The organism is Frankia sp. AvcI1, assembly GCF_001420875.1.
GTDB lineage: Bacteria > Actinomycetota > Actinomycetes > Frankiales > Frankiaceae > Frankia > Frankia alni.
Genome location: NZ_LJFZ01000018.1, coordinates 111156 through 127894, shown reverse-complemented (window position 1 = coordinate 127894; position 16739 = coordinate 111156). Strand labels below are relative to the sequence as shown.

Below are 16739 nucleotides of genomic sequence, written 5' to 3'. Positions count from 1 at the left end.
GNGACCCAGCAGGTCCGCGGCGCGCCGGAACTGCACCTGACCGTCACCCCCAACTCGGACGCCGGCACCCTGGTCGCCTACCTGTACGACACCGACGGCCAGGGCCGCTCGACGCTGATCGCCAAGGCGGTCGACAGCTATCAGGAGGCCACCCCGAACGTCGCGTTGCCGCTGCGGCTGACCTTCGACCCGGTCGCGCACGATCTGTCGTTCGGCCATCGGCTGTCGCTGGTCGTCGACACCCGGGACGCGCTGTTCTACGACATGAACCGCGCTGACGGGACCGCGGCGATCAGTTCGCCCGCCGCAGACCCGTCCGAACTGGTGGTGCCGCTCGCAGCGTCACGCTGACCGGACGGGGGACCATGCCTTCGTCTCGCGGCGGCTGCGCAGTCGGACGAGCTGCCGGCCGTCCGGATCACCGGCCGCGAAACGACCGCCGTAGCTGATGCGGTATTCGCCGTGCTTGCGCCAGGACCAGCGAATGGGATGGCTGGCCCGGTGCAGCGAGCGCCAGCGCTCCCGGTTGCCGTTCCACAGCGGCCTGCGCAGCACCAGCCGGCCGGCCGTGCGCCGGATGACCTGCCACTCCACGAGCCACCGCGGCAGGTCCAGCCAGACGATCGTGTCCGCCCGCGCCCACACGAGCTCCCGGACCGCGGAGTAGTTCCCGTCGACGACCCAGGCGGGCGCCGCCGTCGCCGCGTCCACGTCGGCGGCGAAGGTCGGCCGCACGGTCCAGCCGGGACCGTGATGCAGGGCGTCGAGCTCGACGTGCGGGACGCCGAGCGTGGCGGCCACCCGCCGGGCGAACGTGCTCTTACCGGAGCCGGACGCGCCGAGGACGAGGATTCTGGACACTCGGCCGATCTTAGGAGATCAGGCGCCCTCCGCGGCGCGGCGGAGCTCCGCGATGTCGATCTTCTTCATCCGCAGCATCGCCTCGGTCGCCCGTCGCGCCCGGTCCGGATCGGGATCGCCGAGCAGCTCGCCCAGCGCGGTCGGCACGATCTGCCAGGACAGCCCGTAGCGGTCCTTGAGCCAGNCGCACTGGCTCTCCTCGCCGCCGTCGGTGAGCCGCGCCCAGTACTCGTCGACCTCGGCCTGGGAACCGCAGAACACCTGCAGGGAGATGGCTTCCGTGAAGGTGAACGCGGGCCCGCCATTGAGCGCGACGTACTCNCGCCCGTCGAGCTCGAACTGGACCGTCATCGCCGTGCCCTCCGGACGCATGCCGCCCGGACCGTAGCGGGCGATGTTGGTGATCTTCGAGTTCGGGAAGATCGACGTGTAGAACTCCGCGGCCTGCTCGCCCTGATCGTCGAACCACAGACACGGGGTGATGGAGGACATGGGCTGAGCCCTTCTGTAGGACCGGGGTGACCGGGTGACCGGGTGACCGGGTGGCCGGGTGGACGACGGCGGCGGCGCACGCCGTTCGCCGGCGATGCGTCCCACAGCCCGGAACCGTAGCCACCCCCACCGACAGTTTTCGCCAGGCTGCGCCGGCGACATCGGCCCCGGTCGGGTCAGCGCGGCCCGCGTGCTCCCCCCGACCCGCCGCCAGGGCGCCGCCCGGGGTCGTCGCCGGGTGCTGGGCCGGTCGCCGACGCCGCCGCCGGCCCGCCGGTGAGGCGCCGCGAGTCCGGATGCGGCGGCGGTGGCGCATCCAGACAGCAGTGGCTCCACCGCGGCACCGGGGTGAGCGGTTCCCGCGGCGCGGCGGGGCGGGTCGCCGCGTCCGCCGTGGCCGGCCGGGGCGGGTTGCGGATGGTCAGTGCGGCGATGACGCCGCCGAGCGCGCACAGCCCGGCCGCGAGGAGCACCGCGGTGTGGAAGCCGCGGGAGAACTCCGCCGGGCGCAGGTAGGACGCGCCGGTGATGCCGGCGGCGGCCGGCAGGACCGCGACGGCGATCAGACCGGCCGCGCGGGCCACGTCGTTGTTCACCGCCGAGGCGATGCCCGCATGCCGCGCGGGCACGGCGGACAGGGCGGTCGAGGTCAGCGGCGCCACCGTCACGGCCAGGCCCAGGCCGAACACGGCCACGGCGGGTAGGACGTCGGTCAGGTAGCTCCCGGCCGCGTCTACTCGGCGCAGCAGCGCCAGGCCCACGCCGACGAGCACCGGCCCGACGCTCATCTGCAGCCGCGGGCCGATCCGGGCGGCGAGCGCCCCGGACCGGGCCGACAGCAGCAGCATGATGACCGTCACGGGCAGCAGCGCGACCCCGGACCGCAGCGCGCTGTAGCCGCAGACCTGCTGGAGCTGGATCGGCAGCAGGAACAGGGTGCCGCCGAGCGCCGCGTAGACGGCGAAGGTCACCAGGTTCGTCGCGGCGAACTGGCGGGCGGCGAACAGCTCCAGCGGCAGCATCGGCGCCGGTGTCCGGCGTTCCCAGCCGACGAAGGCGACGAGCAGCAGCGCCCCGCCGACCAGAGCGACGAGCACGGGCGGCCCGGTCCAGCCGACGCCCGGTCCCTCGATGAGCCCGTAGGTCAGCCCGACCAGGCCGAGGGTGACCAGCGCCCCGCCGACCACGTCGACCCGCCCACCGACCTGNGGGTCGCGGGACTCGGGCACGTGCCGCCAGGCCAGCACGATGACCGCGGCGGCCACCGGCAGGTTGATCAGGAAGATCAGCCGCCACGACCAGACCTCGACCAGCCACCCGCCCAGGAACGGACCGACCGCGGTCGCCACCCCGCTGAGCCCCGACCAGGTGCCGATCGCCCGGCTGCGGTCCTGCGGCGCGAAGCTCGCCTCCAGGATCGCCAGGCTGCCCGGGGTCAGCAGGGCAGCCCCCACCCCCTGCAGGGCACGGGAGCCGATGAGTACCGGCCCGCTCGGCGCCACAGCGCAGCCCATCGAGGCGACGACGAACCACACCACGCCGACGAGGAACGTCCGACGCCGCCCGTAGCGGTCTCCGAGGTCCCCGGCGACCAGCAGCAGTCCGGCCAGGGTCAGGGTGTACCCGGTCACGACCCACTGCAGCGACGACAGGCCGGCGCCCAGGTCACGGCCGATCGCCGGCAGCGCGATACCCACCACGGTCGCGTCGATCGAGGCGATCNCCGAGCCGAGCACCGTGGCCGCAAGGACCCACCGGCCGGCCGGGCTGTCGACCCGCAAGCCGTCCATCCGGCCACCTCCCGGCTCCCTGCCTACACCACGACCCGGAAGTGGTCGGGGTCGGCCGCGGCCCAGTCGACGGNCCAGCCCGCGGGCGGCTCGGCGAGCAGCTCGCCGGGCTCCAGCCAGGAGTAGAGCTCGGCGTAGCTNCGGGTGTCGGTGTGGGTGAGCCGGCGCATCAGCATCCCGGGATGCAGCTCGTCCGGGTGCGNACAGCCCAGTGAGGCCATGAGCTGCACGGCGGTGGCGACCGTGGCCTGCTGGTAGCGGCGAACCCGCTCGCCCTTGTCCGCGACGTCCAGGGCGCGGGCGCGGCGCGGATCCTGGGTGGCGACCCCGGTCGGGCAGGTGTTGGTGTGGCAGCGCAGCGCCTGGATNCAGCCGACCGCCATCATCATCGCGCGGGCCGAGTTGGTGTAGTCCGCGCCCTGCGCAAGCCGCTTGACGATGTCGGTGCCGGTGGCGACCTTGCCGCTCACCCCGATCCGGATCTGGTCTCGCAGCCCGACGCCGACCAGCGCGTTGTGCACCATGATCAGCCCCTCGGTGAGCGGGGTGCCGACGTTGTCCTCGTATTCCAGGGGCGCGGCACCGGTGCCGCCCTCGGCGCCGTCGACGACGATGAAGTCCGGGGTGACGCCCTCGGCCAGCATGGCCCGGCAGATCGCGAGCAGCTCCCGGCGCGACCCCACGCACAGCTTGAACCCGGTCGGCTTGCCCCCGGCGAGTTCCCGCATCCGCGCCACGAACAGCACCAGTTCCCGCGGGGTGGCGAACACCCGGTGCCCGGGCGGNCTCTCGCAGGTCACCCCGGCCGGCACGCCGCGGGCCGCGGCGATCTCGGCGCTGACCTTCGCCGCGGGCAGGATGCCGCCGAGCCCCGGCTTCGCGCCCTGGCTCAGCTTGAGCTCCACCATTTTCACGGCCGGCAGCGCCGCCTTGTCCTTGAACATCGCCGGGTCGAAGTCGCCGTCCCGGGTGCGCGCGCCGAAGTAGCCGCTGCCGATCTCCCAGACGAGATCGGCGCCGTAGCGCAGGTGATGGTCGGTCAGCCCGCCCTCGCCGGTGTCGTGGGCGAACCCCCCGGCGGCGGCCCCACGGTTCATCGCCAGCACCGCGTTGCCGGACAGCGAGCCGAAGCTCATCGCGGAGACGTTGAGCAGGGCGATGTCGTACGGCTGGGTGCAGTCCGGGCCGCCGACGCNCACCCGCGGTGGCGGTGCGCNCGGTGGGACGGGGACCGGGACGGTCGTGTGCGGCAGGAACTCGTAGCCGACGGCGTTGACGTCCCGCTCGGTGCCGAAGGCCTGATCGCTGTGGATGCCCTTGGCCCGCTCGTAGATCGTCGTGCGGATCTCCCGATCGAACGGACGGCCGTCGACGTTGCGCTCGACGAAGTACTGCTGGATCTCGGGCCGGATGCTCTCCAGCAGGAAGCGGAAGTGCCCGGCCACCGGGTAGGTGCGCAGGATCGCGTGCCGGCGCTGGACGACGTCGTGGACCGCGAGCGCCAGCAGCGCGGCGAACACCGCGACCGCCACCCACCAGCCCGCCGACCAGAACAGCGCGGCGACCAGCGCCGCCGCGGTGAGTATGGCCAAGCCCGACAGCATCCCCAGCGGGAACATCGCGCGTCCTCTCCTGCGCCGCCNCCGAGCGGCGCGGGGGCCGGCCGAGAGCCACCCCGAGGTTTCGCGCCGTCGCGACGGGTTCGACGCTATACGCCGCGACAGTCAGGCCTGCTCCGATTCGCTCCGCGCATCGGGGGTGCGCCGCTACGCCCAGCTCGGACGTCCCGCCCGACTCGACCGGCCGCGATCCGTGGCGGCGGGGCGCAGGGGAGACGCCAGCGTCAGGCGTGAGGTCGCGTGGCCGCTGCCGACGTCAGCCGGTGACGAAGCAGAACTCGTTGCTCTCCGGGTCGGCCAGGACGAGGACGCCGCTGGTGTCGTCCTCGACCACGTCGCCGAGGTGGGTGGCGCCGAGGGCTTCGGCCGCCGCGGCGGCGCGCCCAGCAGCGCGGACTAGAACCTGAGTCCTCGCATCGTACGGATCTGATGACCAACAAGGCGCATAAAAGCGCGGAGCCGCTCGGCTGTCACAGAATCGTCTTCCGGGATGGAAGTCAATTGGCCTTGGAGGTTCTCATCCCACACCGCCGCGGCGAGACGGACGGTGGGACGCAGCAGACGTGGCTGCGGGTTTCGTACGAGGCACACCACAATGTTCTGCAGCCGGGAACGATACGCTTCGATGTCGACGGAATTTGCGATTCGAGACATCAGCTTCGATTTCATGTATCCCGACCGAAAACACCACGGATCGGCTTCGAGGAACAGGACTGCCGTCTCCAGCTCCGTCGGAGCACCGGCTCGGAGGGCGGCTGCGGCAGCCTCGAAAGGCGCATAGTAGTCTCTTACCGATGCTTTGAAGAGGCCGGCCTTCTGTTCCCATCTCCGCCATGATTCCTGGTCGAGGTTGCGCAGGGCACACAGTGTTCTGACCTCAGCTCGAAGCCCTTCCAGTNCCTGGGCGTCAGTTGCGATGCGATCCGTCGAAAAAAGGGTCAATCCGCATCATTGTGTTTGGTGGAATTCTGGTGTCGCGCTGGGTTCCTGCTGTCGCCGTCGTGCGCGGAGTCAGCTGCGGAAGGCGGTGACGGGCGTTCTTCGGCCGCTGTCGAGGACTGATTACGCGGGCCCTCGCTCCATCCTTGCCAGATCCAGACGCACAGGGCTACAACGATGAGAACCATGCCCGCTGCGAAAGGGACGATCGATGTCCAACGTCGCCCTCCAGGCGAGAGCTCGACCTGATTGAGTGNCAGGCCGGCACACAGAAATGCCCTCGCGAGCGATGTCGATCTCCGGGCTCCACCGACAATGGGTCGCCCTCGGATCACCTCGATGAGAGAGTAAAGAGCGACCGCGCCAAGTACGGGCGACAGCCCAAGGGTGTACGCCATCCCACCAGTATGGCCCGTCGGCGGCGCGGCGCGGACCGAATTCCCATGTAGACGAGGCCGGNAGACTCGGCGTTGTCGTCGCCTTGGGATTGCAATGCTGCTGTGATGCGTCTAGCNGGACCTTCGGACGCGTTCCAACACCCAGTCCGGNACGGCTGGTGGACCCTGTTCGACGGTGCCCATCCAGCCGATTCCATGTCGATCGAGTACAAGACGGAAAGCCCTCCAGTCGAGGGGCTCCTCGACGAACTGAGATACTAGTTCGAAGGCCATTTCCGCTGGCGATTCGAGGGAATCATCATCGCTGTTCCTCGGATTTCTGTGAACCTCCCACCTGACTCCGACCAGCACGTCTCGGCTGACGTATGACCAGCTTCGAAAGACGACGCAGACCGCTGAAGCCTCGCTCTCACCGTCAAGCCAGCTGGCAAGTGAGTTGNCCGCTGATTGCGGGTCGACCAGCGCGGCCTGCAGTGCCACCAGAACTTCGTGTGCCCGCACCGGAAGCCCTTCCTTCTCTGAACGGGTAAGTGGCTGCTAGTGTTCAGTTCTGTTGGTGAGGGCTGCCTTTTCTGGGCTCTTTGCCTGTCGATTCCATCTCCCTTGCATCCCTTCGCCGGGTCTCCGTGGCGGCACAACAAGATCGTGGCTGCATTGTATCGGCGTCGTTTGCAGATGTCGTGGACAGGCGATTCGATCAGTATAGCGGGATCCGGCCTGCTTACGCCGTGGTTGCGGCAACTGCTGCGGGATCCNNCGTGGCTGACCGTGCCGTCCACGGGGGCCGGCTCGCCGGAGGTCAGTGCGGCGTCGGTGGTTCCTGCACCTGGCGCCGTTCCGTGAGGAGTGATTCGAGGTCCGAGAAGACAGCCTCCATGAATCCAGCCCGCCGCAACATCATGCTGATGTTCGACCGCACGATCGCCGAACACCGGATTTCGGGTCGGCCGGCGGGCTGGACGTAGATTCGATCGTCGAGTCGAAGGCCTGCTATCTCGCTCCAGCGAAGCCGGTAGGATCTCAGTGGATTCCTGATCGTCAGGGATGTCTCGGTTGCGATTACGCAGGCGTGAACCCCGGTACGCCAGATGAAGGTCGCCCCCGCAAGATACACAAAGGGCATGGTGCAGGAGTACTCGCTCGGANACTCATGTACCATGTGCCTGCTGTCGACGCCGGCAATAACCGCTGTCAACGCTGTACACAGACCCGCGAACCACGATGTTGAGAGGCTGCGAAAGACGTGAGCACCTGCGTCCCTCGACTTTCGCACCCGACCCCCTCTGGTCCGCTCCCGGGTCTCGGATGCGTCGATCACGATCGGCAGACGGTCAGNTCGGCTGCCGAGCCTCACCGTCGACAGCGGCCAACTCGGCAAAAGCCGCCTGGAAGATCTGGGCGAAGGCCGCGGCGGCGGCACGGCCGAAGAGCTGTCGGTGGTAGCCGAACGCGAGGTGAAGACCGGCGCCGTACCTGGTCGCGCCGATGAACAGCCCCTGGGGCATGCCGGCGGTGCCGGTGAAGAAGACCGAGGAGATCTTCGGGTTGTCGGAGGCGATGGCGGCGAGCGGCCCGAGGTTGCTGACGGCGGCGGAGGGGGTGATGAGCGGGCGCGCCGTGCGCACCCCCCACCGCAGCAGCGACCCTCGCCAGGGTCCGGGGATCCGTGCGGTGGTGGCCGCGCCGACCCTGCCGGCGACTCCCGCGATGGCGGGCGCGGCGGACTCCTGCTTCGCGCGCTCGGTCTGATCGGCGATCCGGACAGCCAGTCTGACCAGGTCCGCCCGGTCGGCCGGCTCGCTGACAATCACCACCTGGCCGGTGTTGTTGCCACTCGTGCCGGGAGCGATTCCCAGACTGATGGGCATTCTGACGCGCAGTGTCCCGGCTTCCCCGCCGCGCCGACGGTTCCACCGGTCGATGGCGAGATGGGCCGCCGCGACGAGCAGGTCGTTGACGGTCATCCGACGACCGCCGGGCAGCAGCACGCGCCGCGCGGGCACCGGCAGGGTCAGGGGGTGGTAGCCATAGCCGGCGTCCCGGCTCGCATCCATGGGTGTGATGTGCCGGCCGGAGCGCTGGCTGAAGGCGGTCCAGCCGTGGGCCGCCGCCCGGGGAACGGGCGGCACACCGGCGGGACCGCCACCGGTGCGGGCCGCGACCGCGGTCTCGTCGGCCACCGCGGACTCTTCGGTGACCCCGTACGCGGAGAAGATCTCGGCCACGACGGCGGCGAGGCTCATGNCGTCGACCGCGAGGTGGTGCGCGACGACGGAGAGCTGGTCGCCGTCCGGCCGGTGCACCAACGCTATACGCAGGGGCGGGCTGGCGCGCAGGTCGAAGGGCGCCGACATCAGCATCTCGTGGATGCGCCAGCCGTCGCCTCCGCCGTCGACCCGCCAGACGGGATCTGCCGACGGCGCGGCGGTGAACCGCCATGCATGCTGGCGCGCGCCGTAGAGGCTCGCTCGCATCATGGGATGACGGTCGATCGCCGCACGCACCGCGAGCCGAAGTCGCGTCACTTCCACGGTGCCCGTGGTCTGCACGAACAATNCGCAGGTCAGCGGCGCGCTGGCCCGGTCGGAGGCAGCCAGGATCTGCTCGCTCGGCGTGAGGGTCCGATCAGGAGCAGGCGCCGGCCAGTCGCCCCGATGCTCTACTTCTACGTGCACTGGCCCCCAGCCCCCCAGAACTAATCAGCACACGATATATGCATCGTGGAAGATCCCGTGGCCGGGTGCCGGCAGACCGCCGGCCGGGTGTGACCTGCCGTCCGCGCCCCGGTGGCAGGTCGTGGGGTCGGACGCGACGGCGCGCAGCCGCCCGCACCGGGCGATCAGAGTTCGGTGACGAAGGTGCTCACGATGGCCGGGGTGTCGCTGGTGCCGAAGGCGCCGTTCGCGACGGCGGTCTGCGGTTCGCGGAAATTCCGGCAGGTCCACATCCGCGCGTCGGCGCCGACGCCCTTCCACGCCGTGATCACGGTGTTGCCCACGTAGGCCGCCGACGGTCCGGTGCTCGTTCCGCCGGGGGAGGGCCGCTGGGCCGACCAGCGTCCGTTCTGGAACTCCGCATGCCAGATTCCCGCGTCGTTTCCCGAGCCCTTCCAGACCAGGAAAAGGCCCTGCGGTGACGCGGCGAGCGCCGGGCCGTGGGTGGAGCCGCCGGGAAACGGATGGGGTTGCGCCCAGGTGTGCCCGTCGTACGTCGTCCAGTAAAGCCCCTGATCGCCGCCGGACCCCTTCCACGCCATGTACAGCAACCCGCCGTACGACGCGAGCGCCGGCCCGTGGGTCGACGAGGCCAGCCCGCCGGCGACTCGCTGCGGCCCGAGGTTCTCGGAGAACCAGATCGTCTGGTCGGGGCCGACCCCGCGCCACGCCATGACCGTGCGACCGTCATGGAAGGCCAGCGCGGGCCGGTCCTCGGTGCGGGGGGCGTCCGCCGGGGTCTGCTGGTCGGACCAGCTGTCGCCATACCAGTCCGCCGTCCAGATCCGGCTGTCGTCGTCGGCGCCGCGCCACGTCGCGCGGCCGGTCAGTCTCCCGTCGGAGGCGGCCCCGATCCCACCCCTGTTGGTGGCGAAATACCGCACCTGCTGCTGGTCGCGCCAACTGCCATCCGAATGCGCCCGGGACCAGAAAAGCCGCTGGTCGGCGTTCTTGCCCTTCCAGATCAGCATAGGATCGCTCACCAGACCGCCCCCGTCCGTAAATTCCCCGACCGGTTTTCGTCTCGCTTCCCGGCAAGGAACGACGCCCGGCCGCCGTGGTCGAGTCGTCGACAGAACCGATCCTACCCGGGTAAACACCGGGATGAACAGTCCGCGGTTTCGGCGGGCAGTGTCGCCCAGGCGACGGCATTGGCGCACCGAAAAGCGGCATGCGGATTCCGTAGCCCATCCGTACGCGTTGCGGACTCGGGCGACGGGACCGGCTACGGCGACGGGACCGGCTGTGGCGCGGGTGGGCCGACGTAACGGGCCGAGGGTCGGATGATCTTGCTGTCGGTGGCCTGTTCGAGGATGTTCGCCGTCCAGCCCAGCGTGCGGGCGACGGCGAACGTCGGGGTGAACATGTCCCGTGACAGCCCGCAGAGTTCCATCNCCACCCCGGCGTAGAACTCGACGTTCGTGTGCAGCTCCCGGCCCGGCTTCAGCTCGGCCAGCAGCTCCACCACCCGCCGCTCGACCTGGACGGCGAAGGCGACGAGGTCGCCGCCGAAGTCCTCGGCGACGGNGCGCAGCAGCCGCGACCGTGGATCCTCGGTCCGGTAGACGGCGTGGCCGAAGCCCATGATCCGATCGCCGGCGAGGACGTGCTCGCGGATCCACGGATCGATCCGCTCGGGGCTGCCGATCTCGTCGAGGGTGTCCAGCGCCCGGCTCGGGGCGCCGCCGTGCAGCGGCCCGGACAGCGCGCCGATCGCCNCGACCACGCAGGCCACCAGGTCCGCCCCGGTCGACGCGATCACCCGGGNGGTGAACGTCGAGGCGTTGAAGCCGTGGTCGACCGTGCAGATCAGGTAGCGCTCGATCGCGCGCACCTGCGCCGCGCTTGGCTCCGCACCGGTGACCATGTACAGGTAGTTGGCCGCGAACGGCAGGTCGTCGCGGGGCGCCACCGGGGCGAGCCCGCGGGCCAGCCGGTGCAGCGCGGCGACGATCGTCGGGGTGACCGCGCCGACGAACAGGGCGTCGTCGACGCGGGCCGCCTCCTCGGTGTCGTACAGCGGGGCGGTGCCACGGGCGGCGCCGGCCAGCGACAGGGCCGTGCGCAGACCGTCGAGTGCGCCCCCGGCCCCACCGGCCCGGGCCAGCCCCGGCAGCAGCTCGCCGAGACCGGCCGGGAGCCGGCGCAGCGGCGCCACCCGGGCGGCGAACGCTGCTCGCGTCGCGGTGTCCGGCAGCTCACCGAACACCATCAGGTGCCAGACGTCCTCCAGCGAGCGGCGCTCGGCCAGCTCCACGGCCGAGTACTCCCGATAGTGGAAGAAGCCCTCGCGCCCGCGGACGTCGCCGAGCGCCGTCTGCGTGACGACCACCCCCTTCAGNCCCCGCGGGACGTCGGTGCCCGCCGGCGGGGTGGGCNGNGATGCCGCCGTCTTCGCCGCGTCCGCCCCGTCCGCCGAGCCGGTGCGGGCCGTGCTGCCAGTCATGATCACCATGGTTAGCCTCCTTGTCGTCCATGGTTGATCCTGTATGGATGCATTGTCAACGTTGATTTCAATCAACGTGAACCAGTACACTCGGCGGGGCGGAAGGGGGCGTGGATGGCTCATGGTGAGCGGCTGACGTCGCGCGAGGTCGCCGAGCGGCTCGGGGTGAAGCTCGAGACGGTCTACGCCTACGCCAGCCGGGGCCTGCTGCACAGTCAGCGGGCTGCCGGCGGCCGGGGCAGCACTTTCGACCCGGCCGAGGTCGAACGGCTACGCACCCAGGGCCACCCGCGAGGCCGTGCCGCGGTTGCCGGCGGGCTCGTCGCGGCTGGGGGGCTCGTCGCGACCGACGCGACCGTCGCAGTCGACGCGACGGCCGCGGTCGGCGGGATCGCCGCAGTCGACCGGACGGGCGCAGTCGACCGGACGGCCGCGGCCGGCGGGCTCGTCGCAGCCGACGATCGTGCGCGGGAGGCTGATGCCCCGCGCGGCGGGGACCTGCCGGCCGTGCGCACCCGGCTCACCCTCGTCGCGGAGGGGCACCTCTACTACCGCGGTGTCGACGCCGTCGAGTTCGTCGCCCGGCACCGCTTCGAGGAGGTGGCCGGCTGGCTCTGGCGCGGCCGGACGGACCCGGCGCCGGTATTCATCGTCCCGCCGGATCTCGCCGCCACCCTGGAACGGGTCGGCGGGATCCTGCCCGCCCGCTCCAGGCTCACCGATCGGATGCGGGTGGCCGTCTCGGTCGCCGCGTCGAGTGACCCGCTGCGCTTCGACCTGCGCGAGGACAGCGTCCTGCTCACCGCCTGCACCCTCGTCGCGTCGCTCGTCGAGGCTCTTCCGGCGCCACCCGAGGCGTCCCAGGCAGTCGGGGGGCGCGCGACGGCCGGGGCGTCGCAGAGGACGGGTACTGCGGAGTCGGTGGGGGAGCGGGCGGGGATCGCCACGCGGCTGTGGGGCCGGCTGGCCGGTGGGGCGGGCGATGTGGTCGCGATCGCGTGCCTCGACCGGGCTCTCGGCCTGCTGGCCGATCACGATCTCGCCGTGTCCACGTTCGCCGCCAGGGTCGCGGCCTCGGCACGGGCGGACCCGTATGCCGTCGTCTCCGCCGGGCTCGCCGCCCTCGACGGGCCCCTGCACGGTGGCGCCAGCCGGCTGGCATACCGGCTGCTCGCCGAGGTGCTCGACCGGGGGGACGCGGTGGTCGTCGTCTCCGAGCACCTGCGCGCCGACCAGCGGATCCCCGGATTCGGCCATGGGCTCTACCCCGACGGCGACCCGCGTGCCCGCGCGTTGCTCGCGGCGCTCGCGGCGCTGCCGGCCGCCGAGCCCTTCCTGGCCGCCGCCGGCGAGATCGCCCGGGTGGCCGGGCGGGAGCGCGCGCTGAGGCCGAACGTGGACCTGTCGCTCGCGGTGCTCACCATGGCCGCGGGCATGCCCGCCGAGGCCGGCGAGGTGATCTTCGCGGTGGCCCGCACGGTCGGNTGGCTCGCCCACGCCCTGGAGGAGTACCAGGAGACGCCGCTGCGCCTGCGCCCCCGCGGCGTCTACGCCGGCCCGCCGATCACCGGTCCACAGGCCTGACCCGTCGGCGCCGCGGCACCCCGGCACCCGCGGCACCGGTGGGTCACGAGCCACCACGCTTCTTCGTATCTCTCCGTGGCCGTCTGTGTGCAGAATAGCGCCGAGGAGTAATGCCACTTTTCGAGCAAAAAACCGTACCGAAGCCTCGGCATGATGTGGCCGCGTTCCGGCCGGAAACCGGAGGGGGGCTCCCCGGTGATCGCTTTGTCATGGTTCGGCGGTAGTGTGTGCCAGCCCCACCGCTCAGCCTTCTTGCCTGCTCAGCGCGCCCCCACCCGGGTGGGGCTCCCTCGGAGGTCTCCGATGCCACGCCCACGGCGTCTCCCCGTCCTCGCCCTGGCCGCCGCGGCGCTGCTCGCGCTGGCCTCCTGTGCCGGCTCGTCGGGCGGCGGCTCCTCGCCGGACGGCCTGCACCTGGTCAAGTCCGGGCAGTTGACGGTGGCCACCGACTCGCCCGCCTACGCGCCGTGGTTCTCCGACGGCAAGCCGGCGAACGGCAAGGGCTTCGAGAGTGCGGTCGCCTATGCCGTGGCCGCCAAGCTCGGCTTCACCCCGGACAAGGTCCACTGGGTCACCGAGCCGTTCACCAGCTCGTTCGCGCCCGGCCCGAAAAAGTTCGACTTCGACATCAACGAAATCTCGATCACCCCGCAGCGTCAGCAGGCCGTCGACTTCAGCACCGGCTACTACGACGTCAGCCAGGCCGTCGTCGCGCTCAAGTCCTCCCGGATCGCGAACGTGACGACCCTCGCCGGGCTGAAGGGCGCGAAGTTCGGCGCCCCCGTCGGCACCACGAGCCTCGACGCCGTCACCCGGCAGGTGGCGCCCGTACAGCAGCCGGCGGTCTTCAACGACCTCAACGACGCGAAGACCGCGATGGAGAACGGGCCGATCGACGGCATCGTCGTCGACCTGCCGACCGCCTTCCAGCTGACCTCGGCCGAGATCCCCGACTCGCTGATCGTCGGGCAGTTCCNCACCGTCGGGGCGCCGGAGCAGTTCGGGCTGCTGTTCGAGAAGGGCAATCCGCTGGTCGGCAAGGTCAACGACGCCCTCGCCCAGCTCACCAGCAGCGGGGAGCTGCGCCGGATCACCGAGCAGTGGCTCGGTTCCCAGGCGGGGGCCCCCGTCCTGCGGTGACGGTCGCCTGGGAGCCCAGCGAACGCGAGCGGGACCGCCGGCGGCTGCGGNGGCGCGCCCGGATGCGCGCGGGAGTGATCGCCGCCGCCAGCACCGCGATGGTCGCCGCGGCCGCGGGCGTCGGGATCACCCACACGTCGGGCTGGCCGCGGGTGCGCCAGCGGTTCTTCTCCTGGTCGGAGATCGCCGACGCCTGGCCGGCCGCGCGCACCGGGATGATCGTCAACCTGGAGCTGTTCGCCGTCTGCGGGGTCGCGGCGGGTGCCCTCGGGCTGCTGGTGGCGCTGCTGCGGACCCTGACCGGCCCGGTGTTCCTGCCGGTGCGGCTGCTGGCCGCCGCCTACACCGACCTGTTCCGCGGCCTTCCCGTCATCCTCGTGCTGTACCTGGTCGGGTTCGGCGTGCCCGCCCTGCGGCTGCGCGGCCTGCCCACCGATCCGCTCGTCCTCGGCGGCGCGGCGCTCGTGCTCACCTACTCGGCCTACGTGGCCGAGGTGTTCCGGGCGGGCATCGAGTCGGTGCATCCGAGCCAGGTGGCCGCGNNCCGGTCGCTCGGCCTCACCCACGCCCAGACGATGNGCCGCGTCGTGTTGCCGCAGGCCGTCCGGCGGGTGACGCCGCCGCTGCTCAACGACGCGATCAGCCTGCAGAAGGACTCCAGCCTCGTCTCCGTGCTCGGGGTCGTCGACGCGGTCCGGGCGGCGCAGATCGCCACGTCCGCGAACTTCAACTACTCGCCCTACGTGCTGGCCGGCCTGATGTTCCTCGCGATCACCGTGCCGCTGACCCGGGTGACCGACCATCTCGCCGCCCGCTCCGCCCGCCGCCGCGGCGGCGGCCCCGGTGCCGGAGCCGGAGCCGGCCCCGGTGCCGGCGGCACGGCCGGGAGCGTGCGGTGACGGCGGCCGGCGACGGGGTCGGGCCGCCCGCGGCGGCGCCCAGCGGGCCGGCGTCGCCCGACGCGGCGGCGGTGCTGAGCGTGCGCGGGCTGGTGAAGCTCTACGGGGACGCCGTCGTGCTGCGCGATGTCAGCTTCGACGTCGGGCCCGGCCAGGCCGTCGTACTCGTCGGTGGCAGCGGGTCGGGCAAGTCGACGCTGTTGCGCTGCCTGAACCTGCTGGAGACCGTCGACGACGGCGAGATCCTGCTGGCCGGCGAGGAGATCACCGATCCGCGGGTGAACGCCGATCGGATCCGCCGCCGTATCGGCGTCGTGTTCCAGGCATACAACCTGTTCCCGCACCTGACGGTGCTGCAGAACGTCACCCTCGCGCCGGTCCTGGTCCACCGGGTGCCCCGCGCCGCCGCCCGCGACCGGGCCCGCGAGCTGCTCACCCGCATCGGGCTCGCCGACAAGCTCGACGTCTACCCCGACCGGCTCTCCGGCGGCCAGCAGCAGCGGCTGGCGATCGTGCGGGCGCTGGCGACCGGGCCGGACCTGCTGCTGCTCGACGAGATCACCTCGGCGCTCGACCCGGAACTGGTCGGTGAGGTGCTCGACCTCGTCGGCGAGCTCAAGCGCGACGGCCTGCCGATGGTGCTGGCGACCCACGAGATGGCGTTAGCGCGGGAGATCGCCGACGAGGTGCTCGTCCTCGACGGCGGTACGGTCATCGAGCGGGGCGCGCCGCGACGGGTTCTCGACGACCCCCACGAGGAGCGGACCCGCCGGTTCCTGGCCCGCCTCCGGGAGCCGGGTCCGCGGGGAGGCGCTGCGGGCCCGGCGCCGCGGCCGTGAGGTCGAGACTGGCCAGCAGCTGGAGGTTCTCCGCCGACGCCGAACCGGGCTCCGCGGTCATCACCACGATCCGCTGGCCGGCGTCGGGCAGCCGCATGACCTCCTCGAACAGCGTCAGCCGGCCGACGAGCGGATGCCGGAACTCGCGGACGGTGTTCGTGCAGTCCCGGACCGGGTGGCGCGCCCACAGCGTCGCGAACAGCTCGCTCTTCACACACAGCTCGCCGATGAGGGCGTTGAGCTTCGTGTCGTCCGGGTGCATGCCGGAGGACAGTCGCAGGTAGGCGACCACGTCGTCGACCTTGCGCCGCCAGTCGACGAACAGCTCCCGGGCGTGGGCCTCGAGGACGAACTCGCGGGCGAGGTTCGGCCGGCCGTGGCAGCGCTGCGGGGCGTCGNCGGGCAGATGCGAACACAGCAGGGCGTGCCCGAGCCGGTTCCAGGCGAGGACGTCGCTGCGCCGGCCGATCACCAGCGCGGGGGAGTTGCGCAGCTCGTCAAGCAGCAGGCGGATGCTCGGCCGCACGTGCTCGGGCCGGCTCGCGCGCCGGGCGGCGGCCGGCCGGGTCAGCCCGTGCAGGTAGGCGGTCTCCTCGTCGGTGAGGCGCAGCACCCGGGCGAGGGCGTCGAGCACCGCGTCGGAGGCGTTGCGGCTCTGGCCCTGCTCCAACCGCGTGTAGTAGGTGACGCTGACCCCGGCGAGCTGCGCGATCTCCTCGCGGCGCAGGCCCGGCACCCGCCGCCGCTCGCCGTACCGGGACAGCCCGACGTCTTCGGGGGTGAGCTGGGCGCGGCGCGAACGCAGAAAATCTCCCAGTTCGGTCATCCGTGCAGTGTTGCCGGCGCGGTCGCGGTGAACCACACCTCGCCGGTGCTAGTCACGCGATGGGTGNCAACCAGGTGGTCTGGGCGGATCGGCGATGTTCGCCGAGCGTGGCCGGCATGAGTGTTTCGACCGACGCCGCCGCCGCGACCCGGGTTCCCCCGGTGGTGGCCNACGACGTGATGACCGCCCGCC

Annotated in this window: 9 protein-coding genes and 19 pseudogenes; 8 read left to right on the top strand and 20 right to left on the bottom strand. The window is 71.6% G+C overall.

Features of this window, described 5'->3' with window-relative positions; genetic code table 11:
- Positions 1 to 2: 2 nt before the first annotated feature.
- The coding region (locus tag UK94_RS57845) for a CocE/NonD family hydrolase C-terminal non-catalytic domain-containing protein (protein WP_313949546.1) at positions 3 to 351 on the top strand (349 nt) is incomplete at its 5' end.
- Here the strand turns inward: UK94_RS57845 and UK94_RS19090 are convergent.
- From UK94_RS19090 to UK94_RS57770, 18 genes and pseudogenes are all read right to left on the bottom strand, one after another.
- Complete coding sequence (locus tag UK94_RS19090) at positions 343 to 861, bottom strand: adenylate kinase (RefSeq protein WP_011603528.1); 519 nt, start codon at positions 859 to 861, stop codon at positions 343 to 345. The two genes, UK94_RS57845 and UK94_RS19090, sit on opposite strands and share 9 nt — an antisense overlap.
- 18 nt (positions 862 to 879) lie before the next feature.
- Positions 880 to 1045 (bottom strand): annotated as a pseudogene (locus tag UK94_RS57840) (VOC family protein); the annotation flags it as partial.
- Position 1046: 1 nt separating this feature from the next.
- Positions 1047 to 1182: pseudogene (locus UK94_RS57835) on the bottom strand (VOC family protein); the annotation flags it as partial.
- 1 nt (position 1183) lies between these two features.
- Positions 1184 to 1353 (bottom strand): VOC family protein (locus UK94_RS57830; protein ID WP_235488691.1); only part of this gene is annotated, 170 nt, incomplete at its 3' end.
- A gap of 176 nt (positions 1354 to 1529) precedes the next feature.
- Positions 1530 to 2561, bottom strand: a pseudogene (locus tag UK94_RS57825) (MFS transporter); the annotation flags it as partial.
- A 1-nt stretch (position 2562) separates the two neighbouring features.
- Positions 2563 to 3075: pseudogene (locus UK94_RS57820) on the bottom strand (MFS transporter); the annotation flags it as partial.
- A gap of 271 nt (positions 3076 to 3346) precedes the next feature.
- A pseudogene (locus UK94_RS57815) lies at positions 3347 to 3511 on the bottom strand (glutamate synthase-related protein); the annotation flags it as partial.
- Position 3512: 1 nt separating this feature from the next.
- Positions 3513 to 3928, bottom strand: a pseudogene (locus tag UK94_RS57810) (glutamate synthase-related protein); the annotation flags it as partial.
- Between the two features lies 1 nt (position 3929).
- Positions 3930 to 4338: pseudogene (locus UK94_RS57805) on the bottom strand (glutamate synthase-related protein); the annotation flags it as partial.
- A 22-nt stretch (positions 4339 to 4360) separates the two neighbouring features.
- A pseudogene (locus tag UK94_RS57800) lies at positions 4361 to 4762 on the bottom strand (FMN-binding glutamate synthase family protein); the annotation flags it as partial.
- A gap of 2673 nt (positions 4763 to 7435) precedes the next feature.
- Positions 7436 to 8343 (bottom strand): annotated as a pseudogene (locus UK94_RS74340) (hypothetical protein); the annotation flags it as partial.
- Position 8344: 1 nt separating this feature from the next.
- Positions 8345 to 8648: pseudogene (locus tag UK94_RS57795) on the bottom strand (hypothetical protein); the annotation flags it as partial.
- Positions 8649 to 8938: 290 nt separating this feature from the next.
- Positions 8939 to 9796: a hypothetical protein gene (locus UK94_RS19060; protein WP_011603539.1), complete on the bottom strand. Its 858-nt coding sequence runs from the start codon at positions 9794 to 9796 to the stop codon at positions 8939 to 8941.
- Positions 9797 to 10038: 242 nt separating this feature from the next.
- A pseudogene (locus tag UK94_RS57790) lies at positions 10039 to 10207 on the bottom strand (citrate/2-methylcitrate synthase); the annotation flags it as partial.
- A gap of 1 nt (position 10208) precedes the next feature.
- Positions 10209 to 10340: pseudogene (locus UK94_RS57785) on the bottom strand (citrate synthase/methylcitrate synthase); the annotation flags it as partial.
- 1 nt (position 10341) lies between these two features.
- A pseudogene (locus tag UK94_RS57780) lies at positions 10342 to 10531 on the bottom strand (citrate/2-methylcitrate synthase); the annotation flags it as partial.
- Position 10532: 1 nt separating this feature from the next.
- Positions 10533 to 10580 (bottom strand): annotated as a pseudogene (locus UK94_RS57775) (hypothetical protein); the annotation flags it as partial.
- Position 10581: 1 nt separating this feature from the next.
- Positions 10582 to 11145: citrate/2-methylcitrate synthase (locus tag UK94_RS57770; RefSeq protein ID WP_313949548.1), on the bottom strand; the 564-nt coding region annotated here is incomplete at its 3' end.
- Between the two features lie 228 nt (positions 11146 to 11373).
- On the opposite strand from UK94_RS57770, the pseudogene UK94_RS19050 reads away from it, so the two are divergent.
- From UK94_RS19050 to UK94_RS19035, 7 genes and pseudogenes are all read left to right on the top strand, one after another.
- Positions 11374 to 12743, top strand: a pseudogene (locus tag UK94_RS19050) (citrate/2-methylcitrate synthase); the annotation flags it as partial.
- Between the two features lies 1 nt (position 12744).
- A partial coding sequence (locus UK94_RS74335) for a hypothetical protein (RefSeq protein WP_268761496.1) occupies positions 12745 to 12843 on the top strand: 99 nt, incomplete at its 5' end.
- Positions 12844 to 12993: 150 nt separating this feature from the next.
- Positions 12994 to 13819: pseudogene (locus UK94_RS19045) on the top strand (ABC transporter substrate-binding protein); the annotation flags it as partial.
- 1 nt (position 13820) lies between these two features.
- Positions 13821 to 13983, top strand: a 163-nt coding sequence (locus UK94_RS57765; protein ID WP_235488689.1) for a transporter substrate-binding domain-containing protein, incomplete at its 5' end; no start/stop codon positions are given.
- A gap of 62 nt (positions 13984 to 14045) precedes the next feature.
- Positions 14046 to 14525 (top strand): annotated as a pseudogene (locus UK94_RS57760) (ABC transporter permease subunit); the annotation flags it as partial.
- Between the two features lie 37 nt (positions 14526 to 14562).
- Positions 14563 to 14882 (top strand): annotated as a pseudogene (locus UK94_RS57750) (amino acid ABC transporter permease); the annotation flags it as partial.
- Positions 14879 to 15721 carry an amino acid ABC transporter ATP-binding protein gene (locus UK94_RS19035; protein WP_055750910.1) on the top strand — a complete coding sequence of 281 codons (843 nt, stop codon included), beginning with the start codon at positions 14879 to 14881 and terminating at the stop codon, positions 15719 to 15721. The pseudogene UK94_RS57750 and the gene UK94_RS19035, both read left to right, overlap by 4 nt.
- A 25-nt stretch (positions 15722 to 15746) precedes the next feature.
- Here UK94_RS19035 and UK94_RS57745 read toward each other — a convergent pair.
- Positions 15747 to 16119, bottom strand: a pseudogene (locus tag UK94_RS57745) (transcriptional regulator); the annotation flags it as partial.
- A 1-nt stretch (position 16120) separates the two neighbouring features.
- Positions 16121 to 16547, bottom strand: a 427-nt coding sequence (locus tag UK94_RS57740) for a helix-turn-helix domain-containing protein (RefSeq protein ID WP_235488643.1), incomplete at its 3' end; no start/stop codon positions are given.
- Between the last annotated feature and the right edge of the window lie 192 nt (positions 16548 to 16739).